Source organism: Cellulomonas hominis (assembly GCF_014201095.1).
In the GTDB taxonomy this organism is placed as follows: domain Bacteria; phylum Actinomycetota; class Actinomycetes; order Actinomycetales; family Cellulomonadaceae; genus Cellulomonas; species Cellulomonas hominis.
In genome coordinates this window covers 2,701,908-2,714,246 of the sequence record NZ_JACHDN010000001.1, presented here as the reverse complement: position 1 = coordinate 2,714,246, position 12,339 = coordinate 2,701,908, and the positions used below count along the sequence as shown (strand labels likewise).

Here is a 12,339-nt window from a genome sequence, read left to right as displayed (position 1 = left end):
GGTCGGACCCGAGCACCCAGGCGAACGGTGCGACGGCGGGACTGCTGCGGCCGCTCCCCGGTGGTCAGTTCCACCTCTCGCCAGTCACGACCGGGTCGAGCCTACCCGAGGCCGACGACGACCCTCCGGCCCTCGACGCGCATCCCCTCGGCCACGATCCGCGCGACCTGCTCGACCAGCAGCCGCCGCTCGGCGACCTTGATCCGCTCGTGCAGCGCCGCCTCGTCGTCGCCGTCCAGCACCGGCACCGCGACCTGCGCGACCACCGGCCCGGTGTCCACCCCGGCGTCCACGACGTGCAGCGTGCAGCCCGTCACCCTGGCGCCGTACGCGAGCGCGTCCCGCACGGCGTGCGCCCCCGGGAACGACGGCAGCAGCGCGGGGTGCGTGTTGACGACCCGGCCCGGCCAGCGCTCCAGCACCGGTGCCCCGAGGATGCGCATGAACCCCGCCGACACCACGAGGTCCGGCCGGAACACGCCGACCGCCTCGGCCAGCGCCGCGTCCCAGGCCGCCCGGTCCGGGAAGTCGCCCGGGGCCACCACCGCGGTCGGCACCCCGGCCTCCCGCGCGAGCGCCAGACCGCCGGCCTCCGCGCGGTCCGCGACCACGCCGACGACGCGCGCCGGGTAGCCCGGCTGGGCGTGCGCCGCGAGCAGCGCCGCGAGGTTGGTGCCGCCCCCGGAGACGAGCACGACGAGGCGGCCCCCGGTGCGCGTGTCGGGGCGGGGCGGCGGCGCGGCGGTCATGGGCCGACACCCTAGCCCGGCGATGCGGGAGGATGTCCCGGTGAGCAACCCGTACGCCCCGCCGCCCCCGGACAGCCCGGAGGGGTCGCGGGAGCGTGCGGTGCCGCCGGCCGGGCCCCCGGCGGCGCCGCCGGCCGCGCCTCAGGCGGCCCCGCCGCTCGGCCTGCACCCGCCGGTCGGCGCCGCGCCCACGCCTCCGCCGCCGGACCCCGAGGCCCTCGCCCGGGTCGGGCGCCTGGTCCGGCACTTCGGCGTCTGGCTCGTCGCGGGCGTGCTCGTCAGCATGCTGCCGCTGCCCTGGCGCCTGGCGTCGCTGGCGTTCCTGGTCGGCGCCGCCGTCGCGGGCGTGCGGGCCCTGCGGTCCGTCGTCGCCGCCCGGGTGCGCGGGGGCCTCGCGCCGATGCTGGCCGTCGGCCTCGCGATGACCGCCGTGCTCGCGGTGAGCACGCTCGGGACGCTGGCGCTGTGGCCGGCGGACACCGCGCGGCAGGACTGCCTGTCGGGCGCCCTGACCCGGTCGGCCCAGGCGGCGTGCGAGCGGGACTACCGGGACGCGGTGGCGGACCTGACGCGCGGGGTCACGGGCGGGAGCTGAGGCTCACCCGCCGTCCGCGCCGGCCGCCCCGGGTGCGGGCGTGCCCCCGGCGTCGCCGGCGTCCCCGCCGGGCCCACGGTCGCCACGATCCCCACGGTGCCCCTCGTCCCGCCGCGCGAGGCCCACGGCGCCGTCGCGCGTCCGTCGCACCCCGCGGAGCACCAGCGCGCGCACGTGCGGGTCGCCCGGCAGCAGCACGACCAGCGAGCCGGCGGCCACGCCCGCGGCGACGGCCAGCCCCACGAGCACCGGCTCGGGCCCGAGCCCGGCCATCCGACCGGGACCGATCCCGCCGCGCGCGAGGGCCGCGAGCAGCAGCGCCCCGAGCCCCGCGGTCCCGGCGGCCGTCAGCCCGGCGACCAGCGGGTCGAGCGCCCGCTCCGTGACCAGCCGGCGGCGCAGCACCCAGGCGGTCGCGGCACCGGCGAGCACCGTCACGACCGGCATCGCGACCAGCACGCCGCCCGCGATGTCCGGCGCCGGCAGCGCGCCCAGCAGCGGCACCGCGGGCAGCGCCCCGGCCTGCGCCTCGCCCGCGCTGAACAGGGTCCCCGTGCCGACGGCGAACCCCGGGCCGGCCAGCCAGGCGAGCGCCCAGAGCACCAGGGTCGGCACGTAGGCGAGCTCGGCGATCGCGAGGACCGCACCCCCGACGGGGTCGAGGTCGAGACCGTGCACCACCTCGGCGACCGCCGTGCGGCCCATGACCACCCACGCCGTCGCGAGCAGCGCCGCGAGCAGCACCAGCGTCGCCAGCGCGGTCGTCCCGGCGGCGATGCCGTGCGCGACGGGCTCGGGCAGCCGCGCGCGGACCGGCTCGAGCACGTCCCGCAGCCGCGGCGCCTCCGGCCGGCGCAGCAGCCCCGCGCCCAGCCCGACGGCGGCGAGCACCGCGGCACCGAGCAGGCCCGCGCCGAGGTGCAGCAGCGGGACCCCGGTCGCGAGGCCGACGACGAGGACGACCCCCGCGTAGGCCCCGACGCCCGCCCCGAGCGCGGACCGGGTGGCGTACCCGGACCGGCGCGCCGACGCGTAGCAGCCGAACAGCGCGAGCGCCGTGAGCCCCAGCGGCACGAGCGTGACCCCGGGCGCCAGCGTCATCGGCACGCCGTGCGCGAGCAGCCACAGGCCGGACGCCACCGAGACCGCCCGCGTCCACGGGACGCCCGCGGTCGCCGGGGCGGAGGAGGTCGCGACGTACGCGGCGACCGCCGGCAGCACGACGACGAGCAGCGACAGCAGCGCCGCCTGCAGGCCGGCGAGCATGCCGCCGAGCCACCGCGGGGCGCCGTCGAGGTCGCTGACGAAGAACCGCGGCCCCGCGGCGTCGTCGACCACCCGGCGGCGGGGACGGGTGCTCGGCGCGTTGCTCACCGCACCATGGTCCCCGCCACGGCGGCCGGGGCGGCCGAACCGCCCCGGCGCGCCGCGAGGTCAGCTCAGGAGCGCCCGGGCGAGCTCGGCGGTCTCGGTCGGCGTCGTGCCGACCTTCACCCCGGCGGCCTCGAGGGCCTCCTTCTTCGCCTGCGCGGTGCCCGCGGAGCCGGAGACGATCGCGCCGGCGTGGCCCATCGTCTTGCCCTCCGGGGCGGTGAAGCCGGCGACGTAGCCGACGACCGGCTTCGTCACGTGCGCGGAGATGTACGCGGCCGCCCGCTCCTCCGCGTCGCCGCCGATCTCGCCGATGAGCACGATGAGGTCGGTGTCGGGGTCCGCCTCGAACGCCGCGAGGGCGTCGATGTGCGTGGTGCCGATGATCGGGTCGCCGCCGATGCCGACGGCCGTCGAGAACCCGAGGTCCCGCAGCTCGTACATCATCTGGTAGGTCAGCGTGCCGGACTTCGACACCAGCCCGATCCGGCCCGGGCCCGTGATGTCCGCGGGGATGATGCCGACGTTCGACTTCCCGGGGCTGATCAGGCCGGGGCAGTTGGGGCCGACCAGCCGCACGCCCTTGTCCTGCGCGTACGCGAAGAACTCGGCGGTGTCGGCGACCGGGACGCCCTCGGTGATGATCACGATCAGCGGCACGCCCGCGTCGACGGCCTCGATCACGGCGGCCTTGGTGAAGGCCGGCGGCACGAAGATCACCGACACGTCGGCGCGGGTGGCGTCGACGGCCTGCTGCACCGAGCCGAACACGGGGATCGCCACGGTGAGGCCGGAGCCGTCGCCGCGCGGGTACTCGACGCTGGTGCCGGCCTTGCGGGGGTTCACGCCGCCCACGATGGTCGTGCCGGCCGCCAGCATCCGGGTCGTGTGCTTGCTGCCTTCGGAGCCGGTCATGCCCTGCACGATGACCTTGGACTCCGCGGTCAGGAAGATCGCCATTTTGCGCTGTCTCTCGTCTCTGCGTCTCTGCGTCGAAGCTGGTCTCGGGCGGCGCTCAGGCGGTCGCGGCCAGGCGCGCGGCCTCGGCGGCGCCCCCGTCCATCGTGTCCGCCAGCGTGACGAGCGGGTGCGCGGCGTCGCGCAGGATGCGCCGGCCCGCCACCACGTTGTTGCCGTCCAGCCGCACGACCAGCGGCTTCGTCGCGTGGTCGCCGAGGATGCCCAGGGCCGCCACGATGCCGTTCGCGACCGCGTCGCACGCCGTGATGCCGCCGAACACGTTGACGAACACGGCCTTGACCTGCGGGTCGGACAGGATGATGTCCAGACCCGCCGCCATCACCTCGGCCGAGGCGCCGCCGCCGATGTCGAGGAAGTTCGCCGGCTTCACGCCGCCGTGCTGCTGCCCGGCGTACGCGACCACGTCGAGCGTGCTCATGACCAGGCCCGCGCCGTTGCCGATGACGCCGACCTCGCCGTCGAGCTTGACGTAGTTGAGGTCCTTCTCCTTCGCGCGCGCCTCGAGCGGGTCCGCCGCGGCGGCGTCCTCGAGCGCGGCGTGGTCCTCGTGGCGGAAGTCCGCGTTGCCGTCCAGGGTGACCTTGCCGTCGAGCGCGACCACCCGGCCGTCCCCGGTGAGCACGAGCGGGTTCACCTCGACGAGCGTGGCGTCCTCCTCGCGGTACACGTCCCACAGCGTCGTCAGCACCGCGGCGACCTTCGGCGCGACCTCGGCGTCGAAGCCGGCGGCGGCGACGATCTCGTCGGCCTTGGCCTGGTCGATGCCGACGCGGGGGTCCACCGGGACCTTCGCGAGCGCCTCGGGGCGCTCCACCGCGAGCTGCTCGATCTCCATGCCGCCCTCGACGCTCGCCATGGCGAGGTACCGGCGCTCCGCCCGGTCGAGCAGCAGGGAGAAGTAGTACTCCTTCGCGATGCTCGCGCCGGCGGCGACCATCACCCGGTGCACGGTGTGGCCCTTGATGTCCATGCCGAGGATCTCGGCCGCGCGCTGCTCGGCCTCCTCCGCGGACCGGGCGAGCTTCACGCCGCCCGCCTTGCCCCGTCCCCCGGTCTTCACCTGCGCCTTGACGACCACGACGCCGGTCGCGCCGTCGGCGCCCAGCAGGGTCTCGGCCGCCGCGCGCGCCTCGGCGGGCGTCGTCGCGACGACCCCGGAGAGGACGGGCACCCCGTGCCGTTCGAACATGTCGCGTGCCTGGTACTCGAACAGGTCCACCTGCTGCGGTCCTTCCCTCGCCCTGCGGTCCCGTCGCGGGATGCGGCTGCTCTGCCGCGCTCGATGGTAGCCCCCGGGGCGGGAGATATCTCCACGTCGAGATATGTGACCCAGGTCGCAGCGGGACGTCAACACGACTTGACAGCCGCCGGAGTGTCAACCAACCTTGACGCATGGCCGATCCCGCTCGTCCCGCTCGTCCCGTCGCTCCCGACGACCCCCCGGACCCCGGGGCCGCCGGGGCGCTCGCCGCCGCCACCGCCGCCGACCCGGCCACCGGGCTTCGGGCCGTCCGCTCGCTGCGGGCGCTCGCCGACCGGCTCGAGGCGCTGCAGGTCGCCCGGGCGCGCGAGCTCGGGTGGTCCTGGCAGGACGTCGCCGACGCGCTCGGCGTCAGCCGGCAGGCCGTGCACCAGAAGCACCACCGCCGCACCCCCTGACCCCTCGCCCTGGGTCCGACCCCGAAGGAGACCGCCATGTTCGAGAGGTTCACCGCCGGCGCCCGGCGGACCGTCGTGCACGCCCAGGAGGTCGCCCGCGACCTCGGCGACCCCCGCATCACCCCCGCCCACCTCGTCGTCGCGCTGGCCCGCGCCGACGACCCGGCGACCGAGGTCCTCGCCGCCCACGGCGCCGACGCGGGGACCCTGCTCGACCGGTTCGACTCCGACAGCCTCGACGCCGGGGCGCTGGCGGCGCTCGGCATCGACCTCGACGCCGTGCGGCGGCAGGCCGACGCGGTGTTCGGCGCCGGCGCCCTCGACCGGGCAGGGCGGCGGTCCGGGCCGTCGTCGGGCCACCTGCCGTTCACGCGCGAGGCCAAGAAGACCCTGGAGGTCGCCCTCCGGGAGGCGATCCGCCTCGGGCACCGCCGCATCGAGGCCGGTCACGTCCTGCTGGCGGTCGTCCGGCTCACCGACACCGACGGGCACGCCCTGCTCGTCCGCGCCGGCGTCGACCCGGCCGCGCTCGCCGCGGACGTCACCGCCCGGCTCGCCGCCGACGCCGCCGCCTGACGCCTTCCGGACGGGCGACCGTCACCCCACGTCATCGGCGCGCCGACGGGGTCCGCAGTCCCCCGGCGGGCAGCAGCGGCGGCGGCACACCGGCCGACCCGGCCCTGCGCGCCGACCCGCCGCTGGACGTCGAGCGGGTGCGCGAGCAGCGGGCGCAGGGCGGTCCCGTCGCTGCGGCGCGCGAGGTCAGGCGGCAGGCGCCGTGGCTGACGCTCGCGGAGGCCGCGGCGATCGTGGACCGGCTGGGCTGACCTCAGCCGGTCACCATCGGGAAGCCCTCGGAGGGCTGCACGACGACGAAGCCCGGGCCGTGGAACGCGTACTGGAACGCCTCCCCGGAGCCGCCGCGCAGCATCGAGCTCATGTTCATGCTGGACACGACCCCCGGGGTGAGGTTCGCCGACCAGCACACGGCCGCGTTCGGGTCCACGTAGGTCGGCTGCTGGGAGCAGTCCAGGATCATCGGCTGGCCGTGCGACGTCAGCGCCACCGTGCCGTTCCCCTGGACGAGCGTGTTGAAGAACCCACCCGTCATCATCCCCGCCCCCTTCGTGCGGTGGATGTCCCAGTGCAGCTCCGCGTCGAACGCCAGCAGCGACGACCCGCCCACGCTGATCGCGTCGCCCTCGAGCTGCAGCAGGAACACGTGCTCCGCCGACCGCGCGAAGAACACCTCGCCCGGGCCGGAGACCCGCATCAGCGCCTGGTCGTCGGCGCTCACCGCGCGCTTGACGAACCGCGCCAGCGAGCCGGACGACTCGTGGTGGAACTGGACCTGGCCCTGGTGCGCGACCATCGCGCCCTTGGCGGCGAGCACGTCGGGCCCGAGGGTCACCTTGAGCATCTTCGTGCTCTGCAGGGCGTAGCGGTCGGCGGACTGGACCTCGGCGTTGGCCTGGTCGAACAGGGGGCTGCGCATGACGACGATCCTGCCCGATCCGGCCCCCTCCGCGCAGGTCAGAGCTTCGTGACCGGCGAGTACCGCAGCAGCAGCCGCTTCGTCCCCTCCGAGCCGAAGTCGACCTTCGCCACCGCGTTCGGCCCGCCGCCCTCGACCGCGACCACCGTGCCGAGCCCGTAGGCGTCGTGCGTCACCCGGTCGCCGACCGACAGCGTCGGGATCGCCGCGTCCGGGCGGGGCGTCGCCGAGCCGAACGTCGCGCCGCCCGACCCCGGGGCCTTCCGCGGGGGCTCGGAGCTGCGCCGCGTGGCGGACTCCTTGCGCCAGCCGCCGCCCCCGCCGCCGGCGGACCCGCCGCCGTAGCCGCCCGAGCCGCCCGAGGAGTACCCCGACCGGCCGCCGAGGAACCCGCCCGGGCCACGCAGCCGGTCGTTCGAGGACTCGCGCCGGCGCCAGTCGAGCAGCTCCTCCGGCAGGTCGTCGAGGAACCGGCTCGGCGGGAACTCGTTCGGCACGCCCCAGGCCGTGCGGACCGCCGCGCGCGAGATGTACAGCCGCTCCCGCGCCCGGGTCAGCCCCACGTACGCCAGCCGGCGCTCCTCCGCGAGCTGGTCGGTGTCCGCCAGCGACCGCATGTGCGGGAACGTCCCGTCCTCCATGCCGGTGAGGAACACCACCGGGAACTCCAGGCCCTTCGCCGTGTGCAGGGTCATCAGCGTGATGACGCCCTGGTCCGGCTTGTCGTCCGCGTCGCCGTCCCCGCCGTCGTCCGAGGGGATCTGGTCGGAGTCCGCCACCAGCGACACCCGCTCCAGGAAGTCGGCGAGGTCGCCCTCGGGCTCCGACTGCTCGAACTCGCTGGCCACGGCGTGCAGCTCGGCCAGGTTCTCCACGCGCGTCTGGTCCTGCGGGTCCTCGCTCGCACGCAGCTCCGCCAGGTAGCCCGACCGGTCCAGCACGGACCCGAGGATCTCCGCCGGCCCCGCACCGGTGTCGGCCAGCGTGCGGACGTCGGACATCATCTCCGCGAACGCCCGCAGCCCCGTCACCGCCCGCGTGCCGAGACCCGGCACCTCGTCCAGCCGGTCCAGCGCCGCGCCGAACGAGATCCGCTCGCGCTCCGCGAAGCCGGCGACCATCGCCTCCGACCGGTCGCCCAGCCCGCGCTTCGGCACGTTGAGGATGCGACGCAGGTTGACGTCGTCGTCCGGGTTGGCGATCGCCCGCAGGTAGGCGACGGCGTCCTTGATCTCCTTGCGCTCGTAGAAGCGGGTGCCGCCGACGACCTTGTACGGCAGGCCGACGCGGATCAGCACCTCCTCCAGCGCGCGGGACTGCGCGTTCGCGCGGTAGAAGATCGCCACGTCGCCCGGACGCACGCCGTCGGAGTCCCCGAGCCGGTCGATCTCCTCCGCGACGAACCGGGCCTCCTCGTGCTCGTTGTCCGCCACGTAGGCCACGATCTTCGGGCCGGAGCCCGAGTCGGTCCACAGCCGCTTCGGCTTCCGGCCCGGGTTCTTGCTGATCACCGCGTTCGCGGCCGACAGGATCGTCTGCGTCGAGCGGTAGTTCTGCTCCAGCAGGATCGTCGTCGCGTCCGGGTAGTCCGCCTCGAACTCCATGATGTTGCGGATGCTCGCGCCCCGGAACGCGTAGATGGACTGGTCCGCGTCACCCACCACGGTCAGCTCGCCGCGCGGCACGTCGTCCCCGTCCGCCCCCGCACCCGCGAGCTCGCGGACCAGGACGTACTGCGCGTGGTTCGTGTCCTGGTACTCGTCCACCAGCACGTGCCGGAAGCGCCGCCGGTAGTGCTCGGCCACTGCCGGGAACGCCTGCAGCAGGTTGACCGTCGTCATGATGAGGTCGTCGAAGTCCAGGGCGTTCGCCTGCCGCAGCCGCTGCTGGTACCGCGTGTACACCTGGGCCAGCGTCTGGTCGAAGTCGTTGCCCGCCGACCCGCCGTTCGTCGACGCGAACGTGTCCGGGTCGACCAGCTCGTCCTTGAGGTTCGAGATCTTCGATGCCAGCGCCTTCGGCGGGTACTTCTTCGGGTCGAGGTCGAGCTCGCGGGCCACCAGGGTGAGCAGCCGCTGCGAGTCCGCCGCGTCGTAGATCGAGAACGACGACCGCAGCCCCAGCGTCGTGGCCTCGCGGCGCAGGATCCGGACGCACGCCGAGTGGAACGTCGACACCCACATCGCCCGCGCCGACGGCCCCACCAGCGACGCGACGCGCTCACGCATCTCGGCCGCCGCCTTGTTGGTGAACGTGATCGCGAGGATCTCCCCCGCCCGGGCCTGCCGGGTGGCGAGCAGGTGCGCGATGCGGTGCGTGAGGACCCGGGTCTTGCCGGAGCCGGCGCCCGCGACGATCAGCAGCGGACCGCCGTGGTGCAGCACCGCGGCGCGCTGCTGCGGGTTCAGCCCGACGAGCAGCGCGTCGGCGTCCACGGCCGGGGCGCGCCGGGCACCGCGGTCGCCGCGCTCGCCCCGGTCGGCGTCGGCACCCGCGCCCGGGTCGTCGTCGGCGCCGTCCGCGCGCGGCGGGACTGCGGCGGGCAGGCGACCGAGGTCGGAGAGGGCGAGGCCGGGCAGGGGCAGGTTCTCGAAGAGCGACGTCATGGCGGGACCAAGCCTAGGCGTCACCACCGACACCCACAGCCGCCCGGCGGGCGTGGTTCCGGACGAGGGCGGTTCGGCACGGTGTTCTCCCTGGAGGCGCGGGTCGGGGCGGCGGCGGTGTGGTGCTCGGCACGGGTGGGACGGGGTCGGCGGGGCGCCGGACCGGGGAAGCCCTCGAGGTGTCAGAACGGGGACCCCGCATGTGCCGGAGCGGGAAACCGGCGGGGTGTCAGAACGGTGGTTCGGCGTCGTGGGGGACGGTGGTCGTGTGGAGGGAGCGTCCGGTGCCGGGGCGTACGAGGTAGCGGTGGCCGGTGGGGGTGATCCACTCGAACAGGCCGGGTGCGATCTGCCGCAGCCGGAACCCGCCGACGGTCTTGAGGCGGTGGTGGGCGCGGCACAGCGGCCCGAGGTTGCCCGCGTCGGTGCCGCCCAGGGGTGTGTCGGGTGGGGCGCCGGGTTGCGGGTGGTAGGCGATGGTGTGGTCCAGGTCCGCTCGCGCCGCGGGCACGGTGCAGCCGGGTGCCGCGCAGGTCTTGTCCCGGACGCGCACGTGCTCGTCGAGTGCTGCCGGTGGTCGGTACCGGCGTCGTCCGACGTCGAGGGTCTGCTCGGTGAGCGGGTCGGTGACGATGCGTTGCCAGTCGCCGCCGGCGGCCAGGGCGCGGGCGGTGACCGCGTCGATGGCCCCGTACCCCTCGAGGTCCCCGGGCTGGTCGTCCAGACCGAGCAGGGTGGACGCGGCGATCGTGACCCGCACCTGCGCGCCCGGGCGACCCCCGCACGTGCCGCACCCCGAGCCGGTGCGGCCACGGTGGGCGCGGGTGGCGAGTTCCGCGGCGTCCGAGGTGGGAGCGGCGGTCGCCCCGGTGCCTGCGGTCGCGGGATGCGGGGCCGGGATCGGGGTGACCGTGGCCGTCGGTTCCGGTGCCATCGGGCGCGAGCGCAGCGGTCCACCCGGGGTGCTCCACGCCCGGTCGACCGGCACCGGCCGCGATGCGGGCGGGTGGAGGCGGACCTCGAACGCCGGACCCTCCACCGCCGGCACGTCCCCGACAACGAGGTCGCGCAGCCCGTCGGCGCGCAACTGGTCCAGGGTGCGCGGGTCGCCCAGGGCGCGGGCGGCGCGGGCGGTGTGGTCCAGCACCCCGTCCAACCGGGCCGCGTCCGGGGCGCTCAGGACGCACCACATCGCCGCCATCCCGTCCGGCCGCCGCCGCGGGTGCGTGACCCGCCGCCCCTCGCGGGCCTTGGCGTGCCGGAGCGCGGCGCCCTCGGCGTCGACCAGGGCGATCGCGTGCTCCACCCGCTGCTCGAACTGCGCGTGCGAGCACTGGTCCGCGTCCGGCAGCACCGCATCCTCCACCGCCAACGTGGCCTCATAGGGCAGGTCCCGCGCCCGACGCACCAGAGTGTCCGCTTTACGGGCATCCACATGACCGGTCGCCAACGCCGCACCGGTCGCCTGCAGCAACCCGTCCAGCAGCACCGCATCACGCACCACCCGGCTGGCGGTCAGCACCGGCAACCGCAACCGCATCCCCACCTCACCGGCCACCACCCGCTCCCGCCCCACCGGCGCGGCCCCACGCCCCGGGGTGCGGTCGGGGTCCATCGTCGGGCGCACCACCAGCTCGGCTACCGCGGCGAGCTTGCCGGCGTGCGCGTAGGACTCCATCCGGTCCCACGCGGCCACCACCTCCAGCACGACACCGGCGGGCAGCACCGACAGATCCAGGCCCCGCAACCACGCATCCAGCTCGGGCCCCGGCGGGCACCCTGCGATCGCCTCGATCTGCCGCTGCTGCGCCGTGCGCGCCGCCCCCGCCACCGGGTCCGGACCGAAGTCCGTCAGGCACCGACCATCCGCCCCGTACCGGGGCAGCACGACATCCGCGACGGGATCACCGTCGGGGTGTTCGTGCAGGTCAGATGCCATGAACCGACACTACTGACCCCCACCGACACCCCAGCGTGGTCATCCACAACCCGCACGCCGAACCGCCCCTGTGGACGACAGCGCCCCGATCAGGTCGCCGCCACCCCCGCGAGCCACGCCCCGGTCGCCACCAGCGCCCCGGCGAGCTCGATGAGGATCGTGATCCCGGTGGCCCGCAGCGCCGCGACGGTCGCCCGCCAGGCGTCGCCGTGCGGGTGCCGCTCGAGGATCCGCTCGGCGAGGTACACCCCGCCGACGAACCCCACGGGCAGCCCGACCACCGGGATCACGAAGAACCCGACCACGCCGAGCACGCCCCCGACGACCAGGACCCGGTTCCGCACGCCCGTCCGGGTCAGGTACCGGCCCGCCACGAGGTACTTCGCGACACCGGCGACGACGGTCGCGACGAGGGCCACGCCCAGCACGACCCACGCCGCCGTGCCGCCGGTGACCACCGCCCACACCGCGACGGCGCCGAGCACGAGCAGCGCCCCGGGCAGCACCTGCACGACGACCCCGAACAGGCCGACGGCGATGACCAGCCCGACGACGACCTCGCCGAGCGGGCTCACCGCCAGAGCACGGCGACGAGCACGTTCACCAGGGTCAGCCCGAGCGTCGCGCCGACGAGCCCGCGGGTGACCCGCTCCGGCTTGCGCGTGCCGTACCAGACCAGGGCGGTGACGACGACGGCGACGACCAGCTTCACGGCGATCTTCGCGTTGTCGGGCGGCTCGAGACCGCCGACCTCGGCGGACCGCAGGCCCACCATGACGAGCCCGGTCACGAGCGCGGTCAGCGCCCCGTGCAGCGCCCCCTTGGGGAAGGCCGGCTGCCGCAGCGTCACCAGGCAGCCGCCCAGCACGATCGCCCAGCCGACCAGGTGCAGCACGACCAGCAGGCCGTACACGATGTCCATGCTCAGTTCCTCGTCACTCGCC

General features: G+C 75.5%; 12 protein-coding genes and 1 riboswitch. Of the genes, 3 read left to right on the top strand and 9 right to left on the bottom strand.

Annotated features, from left to right (window positions below):
• Nucleotides 1–7: 7 nt before the first annotated feature.
• Nucleotides 8–98, bottom strand: a riboswitch (ZMP/ZTP riboswitch).
• Nucleotides 99–101: 3 nt separating this feature from the next.
• A complete protein-coding gene (gene purN, locus HNR08_RS12765; protein ID WP_146836870.1) occupies nucleotides 102–749 on the bottom strand; it encodes a phosphoribosylglycinamide formyltransferase in 648 nt (215 codons plus the stop codon).
• Between the two features lie 40 nt (nucleotides 750–789).
• Between purN and HNR08_RS12760 the strand changes: the two genes are divergently transcribed.
• A complete protein-coding gene (locus HNR08_RS12760) occupies nucleotides 790–1,344 on the top strand; it encodes a hypothetical protein (protein ID WP_146836873.1) in 555 nt (184 codons plus the stop codon).
• Between the two features lie 3 nt (nucleotides 1,345–1,347).
• Here HNR08_RS12760 and HNR08_RS12755 read toward each other — a convergent pair whose 3' ends face one another.
• From HNR08_RS12755 to sucC, 3 genes are read right to left on the bottom strand one after another with little or no spacing between them, the layout of a single operon-like run.
• Complete coding sequence (locus tag HNR08_RS12755) at nucleotides 1,348–2,718, bottom strand: cell division protein PerM (protein ID WP_183835034.1); 1,371 nt, start codon at nucleotides 2,716–2,718, stop codon at nucleotides 1,348–1,350.
• Between the two features lie 60 nt (nucleotides 2,719–2,778).
• A complete protein-coding gene (sucD, locus tag HNR08_RS12750) occupies nucleotides 2,779–3,675 on the bottom strand; it encodes a succinate--CoA ligase subunit alpha (RefSeq protein ID WP_146836876.1) in 897 nt (298 codons plus the stop codon).
• 55 nt (nucleotides 3,676–3,730) lie between these two features.
• Nucleotides 3,731–4,915, bottom strand: a complete 1,185-nt coding sequence (sucC, locus tag HNR08_RS12745) for an ADP-forming succinate--CoA ligase subunit beta (RefSeq protein ID WP_146836879.1) — start codon at nucleotides 4,913–4,915, stop codon at nucleotides 3,731–3,733.
• A gap of 173 nt (nucleotides 4,916–5,088) precedes the next feature.
• Here sucC and HNR08_RS12740 point away from each other — a divergent pair, with 173 nt between their 5' ends.
• Nucleotides 5,089–5,355 carry a helix-turn-helix domain-containing protein gene (locus HNR08_RS12740; protein ID WP_168431477.1) on the top strand — a complete coding sequence of 89 codons (267 nt, stop codon included), beginning with the start codon at nucleotides 5,089–5,091 and terminating at the stop codon, nucleotides 5,353–5,355.
• Between the two features lie 36 nt (nucleotides 5,356–5,391).
• Nucleotides 5,392–5,931 (top strand): Clp protease N-terminal domain-containing protein, encoded by a 540-nt coding sequence (locus HNR08_RS12735; protein WP_146836882.1) that lies wholly within the window; start codon nucleotides 5,392–5,394, stop codon nucleotides 5,929–5,931.
• A 253-nt stretch (nucleotides 5,932–6,184) separates the two neighbouring features.
• Here HNR08_RS12735 and HNR08_RS12730 read toward each other — a convergent pair whose 3' ends face one another.
• From HNR08_RS12730 to HNR08_RS12710, 5 genes are all read right to left on the bottom strand, one after another.
• Nucleotides 6,185–6,850 (bottom strand): AIM24 family protein, encoded by a 666-nt coding sequence (locus HNR08_RS12730; protein WP_168431476.1) that lies wholly within the window; start codon nucleotides 6,848–6,850, stop codon nucleotides 6,185–6,187.
• Between the two features lie 38 nt (nucleotides 6,851–6,888).
• Nucleotides 6,889–9,456, bottom strand: coding sequence for a DNA helicase PcrA (gene pcrA / locus HNR08_RS12725; protein ID WP_146840790.1), 2,568 nt, complete (start codon nucleotides 9,454–9,456; stop codon nucleotides 6,889–6,891).
• Between the two features lie 229 nt (nucleotides 9,457–9,685).
• The gene (locus HNR08_RS12720) at nucleotides 9,686–11,395 is read right to left on the bottom strand and encodes an HNH endonuclease signature motif containing protein (protein ID WP_146840791.1); all 1,710 of its coding nucleotides are present in this window, start codon (nucleotides 11,393–11,395) and stop codon (nucleotides 9,686–9,688) included.
• 89 nt (nucleotides 11,396–11,484) lie between these two features.
• A complete protein-coding gene (locus HNR08_RS12715) occupies nucleotides 11,485–11,970 on the bottom strand; it encodes a DUF456 domain-containing protein (protein ID WP_146840792.1) in 486 nt (161 codons plus the stop codon).
• Entirely contained in the window at nucleotides 11,967–12,317 is a 351-nt protein-coding gene (locus HNR08_RS12710; RefSeq protein ID WP_146840793.1) for a hypothetical protein, read from the bottom strand. Before HNR08_RS12710 ends, HNR08_RS12715 begins: the two co-directional genes overlap by 4 nt.
• Between the last annotated feature and the right edge of the window lie 22 nt (nucleotides 12,318–12,339).

Coding starts and splice junctions, on each gene's coding strand:
- HNR08_RS12730 (WP_168431476.1), bottom strand. CDS start 6,850: ATGCGCAGCCCCCTGTTCGACCAGGCCAACGCCGAGGTCCAGTCCGCC.
- HNR08_RS12720 (WP_146840791.1), bottom strand. CDS start 11,395: ATGGCATCTGACCTGCACGAACACCCCGACGGTGATCCCGTCGCGGAT.
- HNR08_RS12710 (WP_146840793.1), bottom strand. CDS start 12,317: ATGGACATCGTGTACGGCCTGCTGGTCGTGCTGCACCTGGTCGGCTGG.
- sucD (WP_146836876.1), bottom strand. CDS start 3,675: ATGGCGATCTTCCTGACCGCGGAGTCCAAGGTCATCGTGCAGGGCATG.
- pcrA (WP_146840790.1), bottom strand. CDS start 9,456: ATGACGTCGCTCTTCGAGAACCTGCCCCTGCCCGGCCTCGCCCTCTCC.
- HNR08_RS12740 (WP_168431477.1), top strand. CDS start 5,089: ATGGCCGATCCCGCTCGTCCCGCTCGTCCCGTCGCTCCCGACGACCCC.
- purN (WP_146836870.1), bottom strand. CDS start 749: ATGACCGCCGCGCCGCCGCCCCGCCCCGACACGCGCACCGGGGGCCGC.
- HNR08_RS12735 (WP_146836882.1), top strand. CDS start 5,392: ATGTTCGAGAGGTTCACCGCCGGCGCCCGGCGGACCGTCGTGCACGCC.